19 protein-coding genes and 2 pseudogenes are annotated in these 21,026 nt (G+C 65.2%); 13 read left to right on the forward strand and 8 right to left on the reverse strand.

Features of this window, described 5'->3' with window-relative positions; all coding sequences use genetic code 11:
* The 11 genes and pseudogenes from AC1DRP_RS21905 to AC1DRP_RS21955 form a co-directional block, all read left to right on the forward strand.
* Positions 1-339: pseudogene (locus AC1DRP_RS21905) on the forward strand (VOC family protein); the annotation flags it as partial.
* 95 nt (positions 340-434) lie between these two features.
* Positions 435-2,039, forward strand: a complete 1,605-nt coding sequence (locus tag AC1DRP_RS21910) for an ABC transporter substrate-binding protein (protein ID WP_476769525.1) — start codon at positions 435-437, stop codon at positions 2,037-2,039.
* Positions 2,040-2,079: 40 nt separating this feature from the next.
* A complete protein-coding gene (locus tag AC1DRP_RS21915) occupies positions 2,080-3,057 on the forward strand; it encodes an ABC transporter permease (RefSeq protein ID WP_113515850.1) in 978 nt (325 codons plus the stop codon).
* A 3-nt stretch (positions 3,058-3,060) separates the two neighbouring features.
* A complete protein-coding gene (locus AC1DRP_RS21920; protein WP_476769526.1) occupies positions 3,061-3,891 on the forward strand; it encodes an ABC transporter permease in 831 nt (276 codons plus the stop codon).
* Complete coding sequence (locus AC1DRP_RS21925; RefSeq protein WP_476769527.1) at positions 3,888-5,516, forward strand: ABC transporter ATP-binding protein; 1,629 nt, start codon at positions 3,888-3,890, stop codon at positions 5,514-5,516. Before AC1DRP_RS21920 ends, AC1DRP_RS21925 begins: the two co-directional genes overlap by 4 nt.
* A gap of 145 nt (positions 5,517-5,661) precedes the next feature.
* Complete coding sequence (locus tag AC1DRP_RS21930; protein ID WP_476769528.1) at positions 5,662-6,609, forward strand: hypothetical protein; 948 nt, start codon at positions 5,662-5,664, stop codon at positions 6,607-6,609.
* Positions 6,610-6,670: 61 nt separating this feature from the next.
* A complete protein-coding gene (locus tag AC1DRP_RS21935; RefSeq protein ID WP_476769529.1) occupies positions 6,671-7,912 on the forward strand; it encodes an extracellular solute-binding protein in 1,242 nt (413 codons plus the stop codon).
* Between the two features lie 112 nt (positions 7,913-8,024).
* Positions 8,025-8,957 carry a carbohydrate ABC transporter permease gene (locus AC1DRP_RS21940; protein ID WP_476769530.1) on the forward strand — a complete coding sequence of 311 codons (933 nt, stop codon included), beginning with the start codon at positions 8,025-8,027 and terminating at the stop codon, positions 8,955-8,957.
* Positions 8,954-9,811, forward strand: a complete 858-nt coding sequence (locus AC1DRP_RS21945; RefSeq protein WP_441505908.1) for a carbohydrate ABC transporter permease — start codon at positions 8,954-8,956, stop codon at positions 9,809-9,811. The genes AC1DRP_RS21940 and AC1DRP_RS21945 overlap by 4 nt, the downstream gene beginning before the upstream one ends.
* Positions 9,808-10,500 carry an N-acetylmannosamine-6-phosphate 2-epimerase gene (locus AC1DRP_RS21950; protein WP_476769531.1) on the forward strand — a complete coding sequence of 231 codons (693 nt, stop codon included), beginning with the start codon at positions 9,808-9,810 and terminating at the stop codon, positions 10,498-10,500. Before AC1DRP_RS21945 ends, AC1DRP_RS21950 begins: the two co-directional genes overlap by 4 nt.
* Positions 10,487-11,440, forward strand: a complete 954-nt coding sequence (locus tag AC1DRP_RS21955) for an N-acetylglucosamine kinase (RefSeq protein ID WP_476769532.1) — start codon at positions 10,487-10,489, stop codon at positions 11,438-11,440. The genes AC1DRP_RS21950 and AC1DRP_RS21955 overlap by 14 nt, the downstream gene beginning before the upstream one ends.
* 45 nt (positions 11,441-11,485) lie before the next feature.
* On the opposite strand, the gene AC1DRP_RS21960 is transcribed toward AC1DRP_RS21955, so the two are convergent.
* The 5 genes from AC1DRP_RS21960 to AC1DRP_RS21980 all read right to left on the reverse strand — a co-directional run bounded on the left by AC1DRP_RS21960 (position 11,486) and on the right by AC1DRP_RS21980 (position 17,368).
* Complete coding sequence (locus AC1DRP_RS21960; RefSeq protein WP_476769533.1) at positions 11,486-11,986, reverse strand: hypothetical protein; 501 nt, start codon at positions 11,984-11,986, stop codon at positions 11,486-11,488.
* A 23-nt stretch (positions 11,987-12,009) separates the two neighbouring features.
* A complete protein-coding gene (locus tag AC1DRP_RS21965; RefSeq protein ID WP_476769534.1) occupies positions 12,010-13,395 on the reverse strand; it encodes a tetratricopeptide repeat protein in 1,386 nt (461 codons plus the stop codon).
* 70 nt (positions 13,396-13,465) lie between these two features.
* Positions 13,466-14,671: an OpgC family protein gene (locus AC1DRP_RS21970; protein ID WP_476769535.1), complete on the reverse strand. Its 1,206-nt coding sequence runs from the start codon at positions 14,669-14,671 to the stop codon at positions 13,466-13,468.
* A complete protein-coding gene (locus AC1DRP_RS21975) occupies positions 14,671-16,320 on the reverse strand; it encodes a thiamine pyrophosphate-binding protein (RefSeq protein ID WP_476769536.1) in 1,650 nt (549 codons plus the stop codon). Before AC1DRP_RS21975 ends, AC1DRP_RS21970 begins: the two co-directional genes overlap by 1 nt.
* A 58-nt stretch (positions 16,321-16,378) precedes the next feature.
* Positions 16,379-17,368: a CE1 family esterase gene (locus AC1DRP_RS21980; RefSeq protein ID WP_476769537.1), complete on the reverse strand. Its 990-nt coding sequence runs from the start codon at positions 17,366-17,368 to the stop codon at positions 16,379-16,381.
* 86 nt (positions 17,369-17,454) lie between these two features.
* Here AC1DRP_RS21980 and AC1DRP_RS21985 point away from each other — a divergent pair, with 86 nt between their 5' ends.
* The gene (locus AC1DRP_RS21985) at positions 17,455-18,021 is read left to right on the forward strand and encodes a sigma-70 family RNA polymerase sigma factor (RefSeq protein ID WP_441489793.1); all 567 of its coding nucleotides are present in this window, start codon (positions 17,455-17,457) and stop codon (positions 18,019-18,021) included.
* A 129-nt stretch (positions 18,022-18,150) separates the two neighbouring features.
* A complete protein-coding gene (locus AC1DRP_RS21990) occupies positions 18,151-18,765 on the forward strand; it encodes a DUF1109 domain-containing protein (RefSeq protein ID WP_476769538.1) in 615 nt (204 codons plus the stop codon).
* Between the two features lie 28 nt (positions 18,766-18,793).
* Here the strand turns inward: AC1DRP_RS21990 and AC1DRP_RS21995 are convergent, their stop codons facing one another.
* The 3 genes and pseudogenes from AC1DRP_RS21995 to AC1DRP_RS22005 all read right to left on the reverse strand — a co-directional run.
* The gene (locus tag AC1DRP_RS21995) at positions 18,794-19,852 is read right to left on the reverse strand and encodes an LLM class flavin-dependent oxidoreductase (protein WP_476769539.1); all 1,059 of its coding nucleotides are present in this window, start codon (positions 19,850-19,852) and stop codon (positions 18,794-18,796) included.
* A gap of 32 nt (positions 19,853-19,884) precedes the next feature.
* The gene (locus tag AC1DRP_RS22000) at positions 19,885-20,817 is read right to left on the reverse strand and encodes an ABC transporter substrate-binding protein (protein WP_476769540.1); all 933 of its coding nucleotides are present in this window, start codon (positions 20,815-20,817) and stop codon (positions 19,885-19,887) included.
* 80 nt (positions 20,818-20,897) lie between these two features.
* A pseudogene (locus AC1DRP_RS22005) lies at positions 20,898-21,026 on the reverse strand (ABC transporter substrate-binding protein); the annotation flags it as partial.

Here is a 21,026-nt window from a genome sequence, read left to right on the forward strand (position 1 = left end):
GTTCGGGTCGAGGTCCTCGCTGCAGATCCGAAGGCGGCCGCCGGGCATCTCAGCCGTTTGATCGACGAGCCTGCGCGTCCGCAGGATGACGGCTGGCTGGTGCCGTCGGGCGGCAAGCGCGCCGATTTCCTGTTCTATGATGCGGCCGGTTTTGCGCGGCGCTATCCTGATGCGGTGCGGATCGGTGCGGCTCCCGCCGGCGCAACCGCGATCGTTCTGGCGAGTGCCGATCTCGAAGGCGCTGCCAAGGCGCTCGGCCCGCTCGCGGTGCGCCATGGTGGTGCCGTCAGCGTACCGGCCGACTCCGCCAATGGCGTGATCGTCAGCTTCGTACCGTGACGCGAGCCTTGGCTCCCCTTTGAGAACAGCCTGATGGCCGGATCATCGTGAATTCCGGCTCTGCCCTTATCGAACACCGGACCCAGGAGGTCTCCATGGACATGACCCGCCGCGCCGCGCTGCTGACAAGCGCCGCCATCGCTTCCAATGTGCTGTTCCCGATGCGCTCCTTCGCCCAGGAAACACCGCGCAAGGGCGGAGTCTTCACCGTCCATTACGGTGCCGAGCAGCGCCAGCTGAACCCGAGCCTCCAGGCCTCGACCGGCGTCTACATCATCGGCGGCAAGATCCAGGAGCAGTTGGTGGATCTCGATGCCAGCGGCCAGCCGGTCGGCGTGCTCGCCGAGAGCTGGGAGGCTGCACCCGACGGCAAGACGATCACGTTCAAGCTCCGGCCGGGCGTGACCTGGCATGACGGCAAGCCCTTCACCTCCACCGACGTGCAGTTCACCGCGATGGAGATGTGGAAGAAGATCCTCAACTACGGCACCACGCTGCAGCTCTTCCTCACCGCCGTCGATACGCCCGACCCGCTGACGGCAGTGTTCCGCTACGAGCGCCCGATGCCGCTCAACCTGTTGCTGCGCGCACTGCCCGATCTCGGCTACATCTCGCCGCGCCATCTCTACGAAGGCAAGGGCGACATCCGCCAGAACCCGGTCAATCTGGCACCGGTGGGCACGGGGCCGTTCAAGTTCGCGCAGTACGAGCGGGGCCAGCACATCATTGCCGACCGCAACCCGAACTACTGGCGCGCCAACGCCCCCTATCTCGACCGGATCGTCTGGCGCGTGGTCACCGATCGCGCTGCCGCCGCCGCCCAGATGGAAGCCGGACAGATCCACTACAGCCCGTTCTCGGGCCTGACGATCTCGGATTCCGCCCGTCTCGGCAAGGATCCGCGCTTCATCGTTTCGACCAAGGGCAACGAGGGCAACGCCCGCACGAACACGATCGAGTTTAATTTCCGCCGCAAGGAACTCGCGGATATCCGGGTCAGGCGCGCGATCGCGCATGCGCTCGACATCCCGTTCTTCATCGAGAATTTCCTCGGCGATTTCGCCAAGCTCGGCACAGGTCCGGTCCCCTCCGTCTCGACCGATTTCTATCCGGCCGATAACGGCCCGCAATATCCCTTCGACAAGGCACTCGCCACGAAGCTGCTCGACGAAGCCGGGTTCAAGGCCGGCGCCGGCGGGACGCGCTTCTCGGTGCGCCTGCTGCCGGCTCCATGGGGCGAGGACATCACGCTCTTTGCCACCTTCATCCAGCAGTCGCTCGCCAATGTCGGCATCAAGGTCGAGATCGTGCGCAACGATGGTGGCGGCTACCTGAAGCAGGTCTATGACGACCACGCCTTCGACCTGGCTACGGGCTGGCATCAGTACCGCAATGATCCTGCGGTCTCGACGACGGTGTGGTATCGCTCTGGGCAGCCCAAGGGTGCGCCATGGACCAATCAATGGGACTGGACCGATCCGACGATCGACAAGATCATCGACGACGCGGCGACCGAGGTGGATCCGACGAAGCGCAAGGCGCTCTATGGCGACTTCGTACGGCGCGCCAACACGGAGCTGCCGATCTGGACGCCGATCGAGCAGATCTTCCTGACGGTGATCAACGCCAAGGCCCGCAACCACTCCAACACGCCGCGCTGGGGCTCGAGTTCCTGGCACGATCTTTGGTTGGCGGAGTGACACGTCCACCAGCCTCCGCAGTCGAAACCGGCCAGTTCCCATGCGCGTATTAGCTCTTGCGGGGCGGCGTCTTGCCGCCTCGATCCCGACCCTGATCCTGATCCTGATCGGGGTGTTTCTGCTGCTGCAATTCGCGCCCGGCGATACGGTCGATGCGATGATGGCGCAAATGGGCGGTGGCGATGCCGCCACCGCCCGCCATCTGCGCGAGTTCTACGGGCTCGATCTCTCGGTCTGGGCCCAGCTCGGCAATTATCTCTGGCGACTGGTCAGGCTCGATCTTGGCTTCTCGGCGATCTACGGCAAGCCGGTCGTGACCGTGATTGCGGAGCGGCTGCCGGCGACGATCCTGCTGATGAGCGCCTCGCTGTCCTTTGCCTTTTTCTTCGGGCTGATCTTCGGTGTGATCGCGGCGCGCGGCGTCAACAGATGGCCCGATACCCTGATCTCGACACTGGGGCTGATCTTCTACGCCATGCCGACCTTCTGGTTCGGGCTGATGGCGATCGTCGTGTTCTCGATCTACCTGCAATGGCTGCCAGCCGGTGGTTTCGAGGATATCACAGTCAGCCTTACGGGGTTGGCCCGGACGCTCGACATCGCCAAGCACCTCATCCTGCCGACCCTGACGCTCGGCCTGTTCTACATGGCGATCTATCTGCGCATCATGCGCGGCTCGATGCTCGAGGTGCTCAACCTCGATTTCGTCCGCACGGCGCGGGCCAAGGGCATGGATGAGACGCGGGTGGTGGTGCGGCACGTCCTACGTAATGCGCTGCTGCCGATGGTGACGCTGATCGGCCTGCAAGCTGGCACGATGCTCGGCGGTTCTGTGGTGGTCGAGAGCGTGTTCTCGCTGCCGGGGCTGGGGCGGCTGGCCTATGAATCGGTCGTGCAGCGCGATCTCAACACCTTGCTCGGCATCATCTTCGTCTCGGCGCTGCTGGTGATCGCGGTCAATTTCATCGTCGACCTGCTCTATGCCCGGCTCGATCCGCGCATCACGGCGGGAGCCTGAGCCATGGAGTTCGCAAGGCTCTATTTCCGCAGTCCCTCGGCCGTCATCGGCCTGCTGCTGCTCATCCTCGTTCTGGCCATGGCGGGGACGGCCGACTGGCTCTATCCGCGCGATCCGCTGGCGCTTGCCGGGCGGCCGCTGATCTGGCCTTTCAGCAACCCGCGCTTCCTGCTCGGGACCGACAATTCCGGCCGCGACATCGCCGCGCAGATCTTCCATGGCGCACGCATTTCGCTGCTGATCGGTCTGGTCGCGACCTTTATCTCGGTCATGATCGGCATCACGATCGGCGCCTTCGCCGGCTATTACGGCAGCTGGGTCGACACCGTACTGATGCGCGTGACCGAGGCCTTCCAGACATTGCCGAACTTCCTGTTGCTGCTCGTGCTCGTCGCGGTGTTCGGCTCGACCATCACCACGGTGACGGTCGCCATCGGCATCGTCTCATGGCCGGCTTCGGCGCGACTGACGCGCGCCGAGTTCCTTTCGCTGCGCAACCGCGAGTTCGTGCAGGCGGGACGCACACTGGGACTGAAGGACATCAAGCTAATCTTTGGCGAGATCCTGCCGAACGCATTACCGCCGGTGATCGTCTATGCCAGCGTCGTGATGGCGGTCGCGATCCTGCTCGAGAGCGCGCTCGCCTTCCTGAAGCTCTCCGATCCGAACGTTGCCTCCTGGGGCAACCTGATCGGCGCAGGGCGCGATGTGCTGCGCGTGCAGTGGTATGTCTCGGCCATTCCCGGCATTGCCATTCTCGTCACCGTGCTCGCCGTCTCGCTGGTCGGGCAGGGGCTCAATGACGCTCTCAATCCGAGGCTGAAGAGCCGATGACCCCGATTCTTGTTCTCGACGATGTCAGCGTGAAGCTGCCGGCCGGCGCCGACCGGTCGCACGCCATGGCGAATGTGTCGCTCTCCCTGGCGGCCAATGAGATCCTCTGCGTCGTCGGCGAATCCGGCTCCGGCAAGTCGATGACGGCCAATGCCATCATGCGGCTGCTGCCGGGCGGGGTCGCGATCGACGGCGGGCGCATCCTCTTCGAGGGCCGCAACCTTGCCGATGTGAACGAGGCCGAGATGCGCAAGGTGCGCGGCGCCGGGATCGCGATGATTTTCCAGGAGCCGATGACCGCGCTGAATCCCTTGCGCAGCATTGGCGACCAGATCGGCGAGATGTTCGAGATCCATACGGATCTGCCGGCTGGCGAGATCAGGACGCGGGTCCTCGCCCTGCTCGATGAAGTGCGGATTCCCGATCCGGCTTCGGCGCTCAAGGCTTATCCGCATGAACTCTCGGGCGGTCAGCGCCAGCGCGCCATGATCGCTATGGCGCTCGCACTCGATCCCAGGGTGCTGATCGCCGATGAGCCGACGACTGCGCTCGACGTCACCACCCAGGCGCAGATCCTCGAACTCATTCGCGACCTGCAGCGGCGCAAGGGCACGGCCGTTCTGTTCATCACACATGATTTCGGTGTCGTTGCCGAAATCGCCGACCGCGTCGCGGTGATGAGCCAGGGCCGCGTCGTCGAAGAGGGCACGGCCAGTGCGGTGCTGGACAATCCCCGGCACGCGTACACGAAGCAGCTGATTGCCGCGGTGCCGCCACTGAAGGCTCCGCCTCCGCGTCCGCTGTCGAGCGATCCGATCCTGACCATAGAGCACGTCTCGAAGACGTATCGCACCGGTGGCTTCTTCGGTCGCGGTCAGCGCATCACCCACGCGGTCAAGGATGTTTCGCTGGTGCTGCCGAAGGGCGGCACGCTCGGCATCGTTGGCGAGTCCGGTTCCGGCAAGTCGACATTGGCGCGCTGCCTCGTGCGCCTGATCGATCCCGAGAGCGGCGAGATCCGCCTGAACGGCCGCGACCTCGCCTGTCTGACCCGCGAGCAGATGCGGGCGGAGACGCGCCATATCCAGATGGTGTTCCAGGATCCATTCGCCTCGCTCAACCCGCGCCGCAAGGCGGGGGAAGCGGTCGCGCAAGGCCTCGTCGTTCACGGCATGCCGCGTGCGCAGGCATTGGCGCGCGCCAAGGAACTCTTTGGGCTGGTCGGTCTCGATCCCGCCGCGACCGAACGCTACCCGCATGAGTTCTCGGGCGGCCAGCGCCAGCGGATCGGACTTGCCCGCGCATTGGCTCTGGAGCCGGATGTGCTGGTGGCGGACGAGCCTGTCTCCGCGCTCGACGTATCGGTCCAGGCGCAGGTGCTGAAGCTGTTGGCGGAACTGCGCCAGCGTCTTGGCCTGTCGATCGTCTTCATCACCCATGATCTGCGCGTGGCGGCTCAGGTCTGCGATCTTGTCGCTGTCATGAAGAGCGGGGAGGTGGTGGAGGCCGGGCCGATCGGCGCTGTCTTCGGCAATCCGCAACACCCCTATACCCAAGCGCTGCTCGCCTCGATTCCCGGACGCGAGTTCGGGCTGGAGCGGGTGGCCGAGCGGCAGGAGGGCTGACCCCTCAGACACGCGTCGTAACCCTTCGCCCGGCGGCGCAGGGGCGAGCATTTTCCGGCTTGAACAGCGTTAACTGGTTCTATATTGGTATCGTACCAGAGGGTGTTGATCGCGCTGAGCGCGCGAAGCGGGAGCACGCGGAACAGTGGAAGGCGAAGGGTCTCTTTCAGGGTCCGCAGAACGTCCCGCTGTCTCTGCTGTTCCGAAGGAATCGGCCGGCTGGCGCATCCTGTCGCAGGTCAGCGTCAAGGGCAGTGCGCCCTTCAACGAGGACATGGCGGGATCTTCCGGCTCGCATGCATGGATCATCGACGGGTCCGCCTTCTTCTCAGGCGCTTCCAGAACGGAGCAGCAATCGGAAGGGGCGTGGCTCGCGCAGCGGGTCGATGAGATCCTGCGTTCCACGGCGCGCGATGAAGCCCCGCTTTCCGAGATCGCGGCAACTCTCGAGGTGGCTGCCGCTCGGGATTACGCCGTGCTGGGTGACGGTCAGCCTGAGCGTATCGGAGGAGAGGGGCCTTCGGCCGTCCTCGGCCTCGTGCGCCTTTCAGCCATGGGGGAATCCTGTCGTATCGAGGGGGTGGTGATCGGCGACGTGTCGATCATTATTCTCGATGGCGAACATATGGAGCGCTGGACGGACGCTTCGGCGGGCCCGTTCGAGGCCCGGACAATCGCAGCGGCCGGAACCGGCCTGCGGCGTGACGGCGAGCCGATTTCGGCGCCTGCTCTGGCGCAGATTCACGAGAATCGCCGTTTCCTGAACCAGCCGGATGGCTATTGGGCTGTTCATCCCGGGCTTCCGTGGCAAGCGGGCTTGCGTTCCTTCTCCGCGACCGTGTCCCCGACGGCGACGGTCCTGCTCGCTTCCGACGGGTTCATGCGCCTTGTCGATGTCTTGAAACGCTACGACGAGGCTGGTCTCATGCACGCTGTGGTGCGCGACGGTGCGACTGCACTCGTTGCCGAACTGCGCCGGCTCGAGAACGGAGATCCTCGCACGGAACGGTTCAACCGCGTCAAGATCCACGATGACGCGACCGCGCTCGTCGTGACGCCGAACTTGCCGGCCGTCGAATTCATCCAACAATAACAAACGTTACGTTCAACGAGGGAGAGCAAACATGTTGGCCGGGATTCTGACCAGATCCATCTTGAGACGCGCGCTTGGCAAGCTCGCCCTGACGGCTTTCGCCGCCGCGACAGTCCTTGCGGCTCCGGTGCAGGCGGAAGATCTCACCCTCTGGAGCTGGCGCCAGGAAGATAAGGCAGCCTACGCCAAATTCATCGAGGCGTTCCGCAAGAAACATCCGGACATCAATGTGAAGTTCGAGGCTTTCGAGGCCGCGAACTATCCCACAGTCCTGTCGACCGCACTTGCTGGCGGCACCGGGCCGGACATCGTGCAGGTGCGCGCCTACGGCACGCTTGGCGTCGGCAAGCCGGACTATCTCGTGCCGCTCGACAAGACGATGGTGCCGGAATTCGACAATTTCCCCGCGTCGGCGGTGGCGGCAGAGACCATGCGGTCCGATGGCAAGCTCTATGCGGTGCCCTTCGCCTCGCAGACGATGCTGATCATCTACAACAAGGATCTGTTCGAGAAGGCCGGCGTCACGCCGCCTGCGACATGGGACGAGCTCGTCGCCGTTTCGAAGACGCTGAAGGAGAAGGGCATCACCCCCTTCGGTAACGGCACCGCCACCTCCTGGCAGAACGAGACCATCGTCGGCGCCTTGCTCTCCTCCCAGATCGGCAAGCAGTTCGAGCAGGACGTGCTCGCCGGCAAGGCCGACTTCACCGATCCGCGCTTCGTTGGCGCTCTCGCCAAGCTGAACGAGCTGAAGGAGTACTTCGCCCCGAATTTCTCGGGCGTGGATTATGCCGCGTCGCAGCAGTTCTTCGCGGCCGGGCGCGCAGCCATGTTTGCCGGTGGCTCCTTCGAGCTCGCCAACTTCCTGCGCCAGAACCCGAAGCTGAAACTGGGGATGTTCGCCTCGCCGGTTGCCAAGGCCGGGGATGAGCGGCTTGTCGYGCTCTATTACGATGGCGGCTACGCGATCAACGCCGCGTCGAAGAAGAAGGACGCAGCGCTCAAGTTCCTGCGCTTCCTCGGTACGCCTGAGTTCGGCACGGCCTTCTCGAACGATCTGCAGAACATCTCGCCAATCAAGGGCGTGAAGTTCGAGAATCCGTTGTTGAAGGAGGTCGCGGCGCTCAACGAGCGGGCCATGTCCTACATCATGCTGGTCAATTTCCGCTATCAGGAGCCGACGGGCTCGGTGCTGCTGCAGTCCGGCGTGCAGAAGATGCTGGCGGGCAAGGCGACTCCGGCCGAGGTCGGTGCCGAGGTCACAAAGGGCATCGGGACCTATTACGCACCCTTTAAGAAGTAAGCTCCGGGGCTGAAGCTCCCATGATGCGCATGGCCGGCAGAACCCGACCATGCGCTTGGACAGGCGCGCGCCGGGCTCTCCCCCTGAGTGCTGCTTCAACAGGCCAGGTCTCATGAAGACGGATTACCGACGCCGCGAAAGGCGCAAGCGCGCGGCCTGGATCGCATTTCTCATCGTGCCGCCGATGGCGATGATGCTGACCTTCGTCGTCTGGCCGCTGCTGGTGGCGCTCAGCTCTGCCTTCTATCGCTGGGAGGGGATGGCCCAGGGAGAATTCGTCGGCCTGCAGAATTTCAGCGATGTCCTGTTCGGTGATCATTTCGCGGCGCTGACCTGGCGCGCCTTCCGGCACAATCTCTTCGTCTTCTTCGCGCTTTTCGTGGTGCAGAACACCGCCGGATTTCTGCTTGCCTGGTTCATCTATCGGGAGCCGTTCGGCTTTCGCTTTCACCGGATCGCGATTTTCATGCCGGTGATCCTGTCCACCGTCCTGGTCGGGTTCCTGTGGAAGCTCTTCCTCGACCCCAATTTCGGCCTCATCAATCAGCTTCTCGACATGATCGGCCTCGGCGCGCTGCGCCAGCCCTGGCTCGGTCAGGAGACGACGGCGCTGCCCGCGCTGGTCATGGCCAATGCCTGGCACTGGGTCGGGTTTCCCGCCCTGGTCTATCTGGCCGGAATGCAGCGCATCCCCCGCGAAATCCTGGAAGCGGCCAAGCTCGACGGCTGCAGCAGCTGGCAGATGCTGACCCGTGTCGTCTGGCCACTGGTGGCGCCCTCCACGACCATCACATTGACGCTGCTCTTCATCGGCGCCTTCAACTGGTTCGAGCTGCCCTACATCATGGCGGGGCTGGACGGCTCGCCCTACGGGTCGACGGACGTGCTGGGGCTCTATTTCTACCGCACTGCCTTCGGCAACCAGAGCGGAGGCCTTCAGGATTTCGGGCACGGCAATGCGCTTGCCGTCTTGATGTTCATGTTCATCGCGGTCGTCGCCACGCTCATTACGCAGTATCTGCGCCGCCGGGAGATCGCGCTGTGACGGCAAAGGCCCAAAGCCCGGACCCATTGTTTCCGCGCAGCAGCCCCGGCAGTCTGATCGCCGCCGCGCTGCTCGTCGGCAACTCCGTTCTGATGCTCTACCCGATCGTCATCATGGTCTTCTCGGCCTTCAAGACGACCGGGGAGATCTTCGACGCACCGTTTTCCGTTCCTGATTTCACCTATGTCGCGAACTTCACCCGGATCTGGGGCGAGACAAGCCTGCCGGGCTACTTCATCAACTCGGTGATCATCACCGGCTCGTCCATCGCACTTATCCTGCTGCTCGGCACGATGGGGGCCTATGCGCTCGCGCGTTACGAGTTCCCGGGCAATTCGGCCATCTTCATGTTCTTCCTGGCCGGCCTGATGCTGCCCTTGAAACTCGCGGTGATCCCACTCTTTCTCCAGATGCGCGATTTCGGCCTGCTCGACACCCGTTTCGGCCTCATCCTGATCTATACGGCGATGGGCCTGCCCTCGACGATCTTCATCATGACCGGGTTCTTGCGGACGTTGCCGACGGAACTCGAGGAGGCCGCGCGCATCGACGGGGCGTCCGAGCCCCGGATCATGCTGTCCATCATGCTGCCGCTATCCGTGCCACCGATGGTCATTTCCGCGATTCAGAATGCCGTGCCGACCTGGAATGATTTCTTCTTCCCGCTCGTCTTCATCCAGACCGATGTGCGCAAGACCCTGCCTCAGGGCCTTTCGGTGTTCATGGGCGAATATACCACCGACTGGGGCATGCTCTTTGCCGGCCTCACCATCGCAGCCCTGCCACTGACCATCATCTACATCGTGATGTCGCGCCAGTTCATCCGGGGCATGACCGCAGGGGCGGTAAAGTGACACTTCTAGACAATCAGAACCTGATACCGTCCGGCAGCCTCGCCGTGTCCTGCCAGGCGCGGGCGGACAACCCGTTGCATGGGCCGGTGTTCATGGCGGCGATGGCCCAGGCGGCGGAGCATGGCGGGGCGCTCGCCCTGCGTGCCAATGGGCCTGCCGATATCGCTGCGATCCGCGCGGTCAGCACGCTGCCGATCATCGGCATCCTCAAACGCTGGGACGATCACTTTCCGGTCTATATCACGCCCGATTTCGCCGCGGCTGCGCTGATTGCTGCCGCGGGCGCCGACATCATTGCGCTCGATGCAACCGCCAGGCCCCGCGATGGCGAACCACTCGGGGTTCTGATCGCGCGCATCCGCGGTGAACTGGGCAAGCCCGTCTTCGCGGATTGCGCGACGTTCGAGGACGGTGTCCGTGCGGCCAGGCTTGGCGCCGACTACATTGCCACGACCTTGTCCGGCTACACCGATGAGACCGCTGCGTTGAAGGCGGCGGGGCCGGATATCGCGCTGATCGCTGCCCTCGCTGGCGCCATATCGACGCCGATCGTGGCGGAGGGGCGTTTCGAGCGGCCGGAGCAGCTTGATGCGGCCTTCGCAGCCGGTGCGCACGCCGTGGTCGTTGGCACGGCCATCACCAATCCCCGCGAGATCACCCGCCGTTTCGTCGCGCATGCCCGGGCTTGAGCACCCGCTGGGCCTGGGCATCGAGACGGGCGGGACGGCGTCGCGCTGGTGTCTCGTCTCCGCAGCTGGCGAGGTCATGGCACGAGGCGACGTGGCACCGATGACGGGCCATGTCTTCAGCGAGGCGGACCATGAGCGCGTGCGAGGCATCTTTGCGGGGCTCGCGTCGGAACTCRCAGGCCATAGCCGGCCCAGCGCCATCGTGGCCGGCGTCACGGGCATTGGATCGGCTTCGCCGACGACGGCCCTCTTTGCACGGATGCTCGCGGGTGCCTTCCAATGCGCCGAGACATCCGTGCTCGTCGTGGACGACATGTGGCTCGGTTATCGCGCCCGCTTTGCGCCCGGCGAGGGCATCGTCGTCTATGCCGGTACCGGCTCCATCGGCTACCACCTCGCGGCAGGCGGCGAGATCATCCGAGCCGGCGGCTATGGCGTGCTGGTCGACGATGGCGGGGCGGCGACCTGGATCGCGACCGAGGCGTTGCGGTTCGTCCTGCGGCGAGAAGATGAAGCGCCGGGTTCCGGCTGGAGCACAGTGATTGGCCGGGCGCTCTCCGCAGCTGTTGGCGGCAGCTCCTGGGATGCGGCCCGCGTCTATATCTATGGCGGCGACCGCGGCAGCCTGGGGCTTTTGGCCCGTGCCGTAAGCGCTGCCGATGAGGCCGGGGATCCCGAAGCGAGACGGATTTTTGTGGGGGCAGGACGGGAACTCGCCCGCCTCGCTCTGGCACTGCGTGGGCGTGTCGGCCTCAAGCCGGTGGCCCTGGCCGGCCGTGCGATCACGCTCTCGCCAGCCATTGCCGAAAGCTTCGCAGCCTCCGTCGCGCCACCCGTGCTTTTGGCCGATGCCAGCCCCGATGTGCCGGCAGTCGCGGCGCGACTGGCCGTCGGGTTGGCTGCGAATCCAGGTGAGGGAGAGCCGGGCACAGGGCGTTGAAACCGCGCTATGTGCCCGGTCATCGACAAGAGCCCGGTCGGATCCTCAGCGGGGACGAACCGGCGCAGAAGACGCTTCGAGTTGCTCGAAGACGAAGGCCGCAAGGTAGCCATAGATCGCGTGGCCAATCAGGCTCATGAGGGAGAGGCGCGGCACGTCGGTGAGAAGGAAGGCCTGACCGGCCAGGGGCGCGAAGAAGCCGAGCGCGATGAAGTAGGTGATCACCCCCCAGATCCAACCATCGGCGGGCATGCCGAAACTCTTCACGAAACGCGTCAGCGCGTAATAGCCGAGCGGGTAGAACAGGAAGCCTGTGAGGAAATGCAGCAGCTTCGCGACCGGCGTCGAAAGCGTCAGGCCGAGCTGGTGGGAAAACAGCGACTTCACCAACTCGGGCGGCTCCAGGGGGAATTCCGCGAACCACGCGGTCGGGACGGCCGAGAACAGTTCCCAGAAGCCAAGCCCGGCAAAGCCGCCAAGGGCCAGGTTCGCGATGGTGCGTGCTGATAGAAGGGCTGTGGTCCAGGGCAGGGTGGTGGTGATCATGGCTGTTATTCCTGTGGTGGCGTTTAGTGGGCGAGCGCGAGCGGGGTCGCCGCGACGGCCAACGCGGCGGTGTGTGCGGCCGGCCGGTTGCGCAGCAACGCCAGCCGGCGCGCGGCGAAGAGGTTGGAGCCGCCGCGTTTCGTGATGCGTTCGCTAAGAAGCGGGGCCGCGCGCTCATGGTTGCCCGAGCGGATCAGGCTTTCGATATAGGCCTGCTCGAAGAGGTCGCGTTGAGCGTGGCTGCCACCGATCGCGACCAGTCCGTCGCGCGCGGCGCCCAGCAGCCTCGCCGCCTCGCTGTAGTCGCCTTCATGGAAGGCGAGCAGGCCGAAGGCCGCGAGCGCACCATGATGGGCCGCCTGCCTGCGCTCGCTGCTGCGATGCGCCCGGCTATCCCCAACGAGCGTGCGGGCGATCGCCTCCGCGCCGCTTGAATGCCCGGCGCCGAGCAATGAGAGAGCATAGTGCAGGTCGGCAAAGACCAGGCGGCCATCATCGATCCGGCCCTCGGCGAGTGCGGCCAGTTCCTCCCAGCGCGTCCCGACATCGACGCCGGCATATTCGAGCCGGGCAAGCAGCGAGGCGCCATTGGCTATGTCGCGATAATCGTCGGTGGGCTCGCCCCGGATATCGTTGTCATAAAGGCACAGCACCTCCGCGGTCTCTCCGCGCTCGAGCCGGAACAGGGCGAGGTGCCAGACGATGTGGAAGCGCAGGTTATTGGCATGGGACCAGTTCCGGGCATTCCCGAGCCAGATGATCCCCTCGTCGGCGCGGCCGGTCATTTCCAGCACATGCGCGACGGCGTGGCGGCCCCAGGCATCGCGCGGCGCCAGGGCGACGGCGCGGCGGCCCGCTCGCTCGGCCTCGGCATAGAAACCCTGTTCTTCGAGCGCGAAAGCATGGCAGCCATGGACATATCCGGCGAGCGGATGGCTTTCGCCGAAAGCTGGCGCGGTACGGCGCAGACAGGCCAGCATCTCGGCCTGATCACCGAGCATGAAGCGCAGGCCGTGAGAGAGTTTTAGCGCCAGCACGTCGAGGGGGTGGGCCTCCAGAATCGCTTCCAGGCGCCCGGTGGCCAGTCGCGGTGCATCGGCCAGCCAGAACGCCAATGCCTCGACCAGCATGCGCTCACGCTGTGTGACGGGACGCAACGCGATGGCCGCCTTGGCCTTGACGAGGCAGTCGCGCGCCGCTCCGAGCAATTCTGACCTGGCAAGCGAAAGCAGCATCAGGCCTTTGGCCGCATGAGCCAGTGCGAAATCCGGATCCGCTGCCAGCACGCGGGCGAGATGCTCCGGCGTTGCGGCAGCATGGGCCAGCACGGCTTCGAGCGTGTCGTTCCAGGCGAGGCGTGCAGCGTCGTTCGCGACAGTGAGGCGCTCGCCTGAGAGATCGTGATACATGAGGCTGCTCCGTTCGAGCCCTTGAAGGGGCGTCTCTCGGGGAGTTCGCTGGCGGCCGATCAAGCGGCGATCAACTCGCTTCACGGACCCGTGTTGGCAGGCTGTGCTTGGGCGCTTCCGTCTCATCCGTGCGTTGCGGTTCAGCCTTCGCTGGCGCGGCATGACCAGCCCAGGGTGCGCTCTTGAACCAGCCGACCACGACCGCGACGCCGAGGATCGCTGCAAAGCCGACGAGATTGAGCAGCGCCATGCTCAACTGGGTCCGGCCCAGCATATCGGCCGCGGTGGTGGCGAGCCTTGCCAGCACGACGCTGGCAAGAAAGGCGGCGAGCGATTGCCGTCCGATCAAGATGAGCAAGTGGCCAACGCCCTGATCCAGATTCCGGCGCCAGGGCTCGACCAGGCTGAGCACGAGATAGGCCAATGCCAGGAAATGCAGCACGCGCAGGATGTGCAGATTGCTCTTCTCGCTGGCGGGCAGGATCAGGTCGCGCAGCGCCTGCGCCGCCGGCCAGTGCTCCAGGAAACCCCAGAAGGAGAACGGGACGGAAAGGAGCAGGAAGACGCCGGCAGCAAGCATCAGCCTGTGCTCGCCAAGCCGCGGTACCGGCAACCATTTCATACCGATGAAGAACCCGATGAAGAAGATGAGCTGCCAGGCGAATGGGTTCAGGAACCAGCCGGCGCCGTTCCAGGGATTTCCGGGGAGATTGAGGTCGACAGCCCAGGCAAGCCCATAGAGCAGCGCCACCATCAGGAAGGGCAACGCAGCATTGATCCGGTGCAGCGCGATGGCCACCGGAACCAGGGCCAGGATCACCAGATACATCGGCAGGATATCGAGATAATCCGGCTGCCAGGTCAGCGTCGCGAGGCCGAGCAGTGCGGTGTCCGGGGAGCTCAGGAGCGGCGCGAACTGGGACGCGAGCACGCCAAGGCCGAAACTCTGATCGAGCAGCGCGGCGAGCGCGATCAGCGCCAGAACGAGTCCGAGTTGCGCCCAATAGACCTGCCAGATGCGCAGCATGATGCGCGCGGTTCCAAGCCACAGGCCGCGGCGAACAAAGACGCTGCCGAAGGCGAGTGCGCTGGCAATGCCGGAACAAAAGACGAAGAGTTCGGCGCCTGACGAGAAGCCGAAGCGAGCAGGGATGAAGGCGTTCCAGCTGTTCTGCGGCCAATGCGCGACGAAGATGATCAGCATCGTCAGGCCACGGAAGAAGTCGAGCCGTTCATCGCGCGGGCGCTTGCCTGCCTTCTGTTGAAGCGTGCGCATCAGAAGGCTCCTTCGTAGCTGCCTGCATCGATCCTGCAGGCGAGCACCGTGAAACCACTGCGTTGGAATGCGGCGCGTGCCTCGCGCCTGAGGCTGTCCGGGTTTGAGATCGTGCTACCGTGGCCGCCCATCGCACCGGCAATCGCCGCGAAACCGGTGCCGCCAAAATCGACTGCGGCGCGGGCCAGGCCAAGCTGGCGCTGCTTCAGTGCGATCAGGCCAAGGCTCTCATCGACAAATACGACGAGGACAACCGGCAGCGCCAGATCGCGCAGGGTCGCGAGCTCGCCCAGGACCATTTCGAGGCCGGCATCGCCGACGAAGCAGAGTGTGGGCTGCCCCGTGCCGAGCGCCGCGCCAGTCGCCAGTGGGAGTGCGCAACCCATCGTGCAGAGCCCGGTCGACTGCAGCAGGCGGCGCGGCCCGTCGCTCCTCCACATCTGGCTGAGCAGAATCCGGTGCGCTCCGGAATCGGCCGTGACGATGGTTTTCGCCGGCGCGACCTCGCGCAGGATGTCGATGACGGCATGGGGACCCCAGTCCGATGGCGGAGCGAAGGCCTCGCTGAGCGCTGCGCGAATGGCGGCGGGGCGCCCGTCCGGCCAGGTGCCGTCCAGCATTGCTTCTTCGCCGAGCCGCGACAGGATGGTGCCGACATGACCTTCGAGAAGCAGCGTCGCGCTATGCATGCCGTGGTGGACATCCTCGGCGACGATGTCGATTACGCGTTTGCCCGTCAGCCAGGGATTGCGCCAGCCCTGGCGCATCTCGATCGGGTCGTAGCCGGCGAGCACGACGAGGTCGGCCTCGTCCAGCAGCGGCCGTACCAGCGCATCGGCCCTCGGCGACAATCCGACACCGCCGATCACGCGCGGATCGCTTTCCGGCACCAGGCCCTTGGCCTTGTAGGTGGTGAGCAGCGGGGCACCGGTCCGGGTGAGGAATAGGTCGAGTGCGGCGGCGGAGCCCTCATTCACCAGGTCGAGCCCGGCAATGACCAGCGGCCGCTTCGCAGTCGCGATCATCTCGCGTGCGAAACTGAGATCGGTGGGGGCGCTGTTGTCGGGAGGCTTCACGATCTGGACCGCGCGCTGGACAGTCTTCGCCTCGGCGACCGCGATCGGCAGATCGATATGGACCGGGCCGGGCCGGCCACTCCCGGCAATGGCGAGAGCCTTCTGCACCACCAGATCCTCGGTGCCCTGCGCGGCGCGAAAACTTGCCTTCACCAGCGGCCGCAGCACGGCCTGATGGTCGAAGATCTGATGCGTGTAGCTTTCAGCCAGGGCCTGATCGACGCAGCCGGTGATGAAGATCAGAGGGACGCGATCCTGCCGGGCATTGGCCACGACATTGACCGCATTGGCGACGCCGGGCCCGAGTGTCGCGACCAGAACCGGCAAGGCGCCTGTCGCATGCCACAGCCCTTCGGCCATGAAACCCGCCGCATTCTCGTGCTTGGCGAGGAGGAAGCGGATGCCGGCACGTTCAAGCGCATCGACCAGCGCCAGGACCTCGCCGCCGGGAATGCCAAAGGCATGTGTCGCGCCCGCGGCAGCCAGCTGCTGCGCCATCAGATCGGCGCCTCGGACGCATGCTGCTTCTGCCGCTTTCGGCGTCATCTCGGTTAGGCTTGTATCCTGGCGCATGGTGTCTCCCTCGGTATCGGCAGGAGAGATCGCGCGAGGCGAGCTGCTGGTTACGGCCTCACGGAAAAGTGAGCCTGGCGCCCGCCGCGGCTGTCGGCATCTTGGGAGGCATCGCAAGTTGCCAGGCCCGCTCGACCCAGGCCGGGTCGGCCATATGACCGCCGCCATGGAGGCACAGTTCCAGCCGCRCAGGCCCGGGACAGTCTGTTGCCAGCCGACACGTCAGGGCCTCCGGCTGCGGCGCCTTCCGGACCTCATCCGCCCAGGATGAGGTGCAGCCGGGTGCCAGGACGGCGAGGCTCCTGAAGAGATCACCCTGCCTGTACCCGGACCGGAGTGGGCGCCCCGCCATCGGCACGGTTGTGTCGCTCGTGCCATGGACATGGATCAGATTGGGCCGGGGGGCGACGCAGTCCTGCGGAAATGGCTCCCAGAACGCACCGGCGATTGGCGCAAAGGCGGCAAAGCGCGATGGCATTCGGCAGGCCAGATTCCAGACCATGGACGCGCCTTGCGAGAAACCGCTGGCCAGAATCCTGCGGGGATCGACGGGGAAGCGTTGCGCGACGTCGTCGAGAACATGGCCGATGAAGGCGAATTCGTCGCGATGGTGTCCGGGAGAACCGGGATAGGACCAGGTCCGCCCCATCCCGTCAGGGGCGATCAGCGCAACGCCGAGGCGTTGCGCAACCGCGACGAGACCCTGATCGGCCATGATCTCCTCGGCCGAGCCTTGCCAGCCGTGAAAGTACATGATCGCGCCGCGCAGATGCCCGATCGCGGCCTGCGCAGGCAGCAGGATGCGATAGAATCCGCCCTCGACCGGGCAGCCTCCCTCGGCCGGGCAAGGCGTGAGGCGCGCTTCCGTCCTGGCGTGTTCCTGTGCGATGGCGGCGGATGTCAGCGTCGTGGTCAGCGCCATTGCGAGCGCTATGATCGCCAGGCCGAAGCGCGCTGCTGTCGCCATGTTCGTCGCTTTCCCGCGAAAGGCCCGGAAGGCCGCGCTCTGCGCGTATGCGAGCGTATCGGGGCGGGGCGAGGTCAGCATCTGCCAGTCACGGGCTTGTGAGCCCTGCATCAGCATGCGACGGATTGGACACCCGCCTGCACGGCCCCGGAGAATCGCCGCTTCCCGTGTCTCTCGCCGATCTCGAAACGCAGCTGCGTCCCGTCTTTCTCTCCGCACTTGCCGGCGATGCGTCGGCCTATCGCACGTTCCTCGAGGCGATCAGCGTGCGCCTGCGCGGCTATTTGCGTCACCATCTGGCGCGAGCGGGGCGCAGCGAGCCGAGCGAGACGGAGGATGTCTTGCAGGAGACCTTGCTCGCCCTGCATCTCTCCCGGCACAGCTATGATCCGGCGAGCCCCGTAACCGCCTGGGCCCATGCGATCGCGCGCTATAAACTCGTTGATCATTTGCGCCGCTCCGGGCGGCACGCGTCCAACCTGCCGATCGATGACGAGGCCTATCAATTGGCGGCGCCAGACACGCCTGCCTCCGATGCCCGGTTGGACTTGACGCGAGCCCTGCAATCCTTGCCTGAACGGACGCGAACGCTGATCGACCAGGTCAAGGTCCAGGGCTGTTCGGTCGCTGAAGCCGCAAGCGCTGCCGGCATGACCGAGACGGCAGCGAAGGTCGCAATCCATCGCGGCCTGCGGGCCATGGCGCGCCTCCTGACCATGCGCAGGGCACCGTGACCGCGATGCGCGTGCTGCGGCAGCGTGAGCGCACCCGACGCTGTAACCTTTCGCCTGTTTGCTGCGAAATCCCGTCCATCACAGTACAATGACCGATCCGACATGCAGACAGACGAGCTGATTTCCCTCATGGCCACGAGCAGCCAGCCGGTTGATACCGGGTGGCTGCGCCGTATCACCTGGCTTGCTGCGTTCCTCGCCATGATCGGGGCGACGCTTGCCGTGCTCCTGACGCTCGGCGCGCGCCGGGACCTGGCGGGGGCCTGGGCCAGCGCGCCGGTGCTGGGCAAGGTCCTGCTCGGAGCGAGTGTGGCCGGGATCGCCGTGGCGGTTTTCCAGCGCAGCCTGCGGCCCGGCCTCAGTCCGCGAGGACACCTGTCCCTGACCCTGCTGCCGATCGCCGCGGTGGTGCTTTGGGCTCTTGTCGTTCTGGCTCGGGCGCCTGCTGGAGAATGGGCCAGCTTGACCTTTGGCAGGAGCTGGCAGGCCTGCCTGATCTCCGTTGTGCTCTACGGGCTGATCCCGTTCGCTGCCATGATCGCGGTCGCCCGGCGAGGCGCGCCGGTCGATTTGCGCCTCACTGGCGCTGCCGCCGGAGTTGCATCCGCCGCCTTGGCGACCATCGCCTACAGCGTGCATTGCCCTGAGGATACGATCCCCTTCATCGCAAGCTGGTATCCGCTGGCGATGGGGCTGATGGCTATCGTCGGAGCCCTCGCTTTTCCTCGGTTCGTGCGCTGGTAGCGGAGTCTGAGGCAGTCAGCGGCTGTCATCAGGCCGGCAGCCTGGCGAGTTCCGGCTTGACTGCCCGCCCTCTGAGCCAACCAAGGTTCGGCGCGATCAGGCGAATGAAGTCGTCGATGATCTGCTCATAATCCTCCGCTTCGAAATTATAGGGCAACTCAAGACGCAACTCGTCGACCGCGCGCAGCACTGGGTCCTGCAACAATGCGATCAGGATCTGCTCCGACGTGCCGACGAGATCCGGAGCGAACTGCGTCCGCCGCTCGCCCTGCGGCTTCAGGGTGCGCTCATGCCGGCTGGCGGCGTAATCGCGATAGCGACTGCGGGTCTTCGCATCGGCCCCGTCGAGCGGGACGATAACACGGCCAACTGCGATGCGTGGCTGATGCCGGGCCTGCCAGCTGCTGCGATAGAGAGCGAGCTGACGCAGTTGGGCCTCGAAGAAATTGTCGGTCTCCTCGCCGATATTGATGTTGCCGACGAGAAGGTTGAAGCCGTTCTCCCCGGCCCAACGGGCTGAACGCAGCGATCCTCCGCCATACCAAAGCCGTTCACGCAGCCCCGGTGCGTGCGGTTGGATACGCGGCCGCAACCGCCCTGCCGCCGATGTGATGAAAGTCTCGTCGTCGCCGAGATAGGCGCCGTCGAGATTGGCTGCGAGGCGGGCGACACGCTGATGCGAATAGTCGGAATCTGTCCGGTCTCCGTCGAGGAAGCGCTGACCCAACAGCTCGGCATGCGATGGTGGCCCGGCGCTGAGGCCGACATTGAGGCGCCCATGTGCGAGTACGTCGACAAGCGACAGGTCCTCGGCCAGCCGGAACGGGTTCTCGTAACCGATCTGGATCACGGCGGAGCCGATCTCGATGCGTCGAGTCCGCTGGCTTGCAGCGGCCAGAAAGACACTGGCCGAGGAGACGCCGGGTTCGAGATGGCGTTGGCGCACCCAGGCGCTGTCGAAGCCGAGCCGTTCGCCGAATTCGAAGAGCTGGAGGGTGTCCTCCAATCCAACCAGTGGAGCGTCGTCGCGGTAATTGCCGGGCGTCAGGAAGCCGATCCGGCTAATCGTGAGCGGAGTGGCGGGCATGATGAACTCACAAGGCATTGGGGGCGTCGGCTTCAGGACTTGGGCAAGCCTGGCGGATTGGTCTCGGAGCGCTCCAGAGCCTCTTCCTCAAGTCCCCAGCGCGCGAGCGCCTGGCGGTACTTGTCGGTGGCGATCAGGCCATTGGTGGCGGCAGTCAGCGCGTCGACGAGACCGCTGCCTTTGCGCGTCGTAATCGCGACATCCGATTTGAGAGGCCAGCCGGCGCTGAGAGTGCCGGCTCGCCGGATGTTGCGGTCGCGTGCGGCGATGAAGACCAGTTGAGCATGCGGCTGGACGATGACGTCGGCGCGGCCGGCGAGCAGTGCGATCAGTTTGGTCGRCTCGTCGTCGTAATAGTGCAGGTCGAGTGGCTTGAGCCCGGCTGCGACATTCAACTTGCTCCATGCGAGCAGGATGCGCTCCTGGTTAGTGCCGGCGCCGACGATGATGCGCAGGCCTGCCGCGTCCTTGGGTTCCCTAATGGACGTCACCGGGCTCTCGGCCTTCACATAGAAGCCGTGCAGGCCTTGCCGATAGGTGGAGAAGTCGAATTTCTCCTTGCGCTGCTCGGTGACGCCGACATTCGAGATCACCGCATCGTATTTGCCCGAGGCCAGGCCGAGCGGCCAGTCGGCCCAGGCGATCGGCAGAAGATTGAGCTTCAGGCCGAGGCTGTCGGCGATGAGCTGGGCAAAGTCTGGATCGGCACCGACGACGGTCCTGGCGTCGGTCGCATAGGTGGCGAGCGGCGGGCCGCTCGGGCTTATCGCGACGGTGAGCGAGCCCGGCTCGACGAAGACAAAGCCCTTGGGGATGGCCTTGATTGCCTCGGGGTTCCGTTCGGCGCGAAGCCTGCCCGGCTGCTCCGGGCCGAGATCGAAGGGCTGCGCGAGGGCGGGGGCAGAATTCCAGTAGGTGGTCGCCGCCCCAAGCAGCAGCGAGAGAATGGCTCGTCGCCCGATCATGATCGTCCTTCCAGTTCCAGAATTGGCCGCTTCGCTAAAGGACGTCAGCGCCGCCGCTGTCGCGCGGCGGCGCAAGGGCCTCAGCTCTTGGGCAGGCCGGGCGGGTTGGTGGTGGATTTCTCGACCGCCTCTGGGCCGAGATTCCAGCGGGTCAGCGCCTTGCCGTAATTGCCGTTTGCGATCTGGGTGTTGAGGGCATGGGTGATCGC

The sequence above is a fragment of the Allobosea sp. 01N443 genome, from assembly GCF_056399325.1.

Coding starts and splice junctions, on each gene's coding strand:
- AC1DRP_RS21910 (WP_476769525.1), top strand. CDS start 435: ATGGACATGACCCGCCGCGCCGCGCTGCTGACAAGCGCCGCCATCGCT.
- AC1DRP_RS21915 (WP_113515850.1), top strand. CDS start 2,080: ATGCGCGTATTAGCTCTTGCGGGGCGGCGTCTTGCCGCCTCGATCCCG.
- AC1DRP_RS21920 (WP_476769526.1), top strand. CDS start 3,061: ATGGAGTTCGCAAGGCTCTATTTCCGCAGTCCCTCGGCCGTCATCGGC.
- AC1DRP_RS21925 (WP_476769527.1), top strand. CDS start 3,888: ATGACCCCGATTCTTGTTCTCGACGATGTCAGCGTGAAGCTGCCGGCC.
- AC1DRP_RS21940 (WP_476769530.1), top strand. CDS start 8,025: ATGAAGACGGATTACCGACGCCGCGAAAGGCGCAAGCGCGCGGCCTGG.
- AC1DRP_RS21960 (WP_476769533.1), bottom strand. CDS start 11,986: ATGATCACCACCACCCTGCCCTGGACCACAGCCCTTCTATCAGCACGC.
- AC1DRP_RS21965 (WP_476769534.1), bottom strand. CDS start 13,395: ATGTATCACGATCTCTCAGGCGAGCGCCTCACTGTCGCGAACGACGCT.
- AC1DRP_RS21970 (WP_476769535.1), bottom strand. CDS start 14,671: ATGCGCACGCTTCAACAGAAGGCAGGCAAGCGCCCGCGCGATGAACGG.
- AC1DRP_RS21975 (WP_476769536.1), bottom strand. CDS start 16,320: ATGCGCCAGGATACAAGCCTAACCGAGATGACGCCGAAAGCGGCAGAA.
- AC1DRP_RS21990 (WP_476769538.1), top strand. CDS start 18,151: ATGGCCACGAGCAGCCAGCCGGTTGATACCGGGTGGCTGCGCCGTATC.
- AC1DRP_RS21995 (WP_476769539.1), bottom strand. CDS start 19,852: ATGCCCGCCACTCCGCTCACGATTAGCCGGATCGGCTTCCTGACGCCC.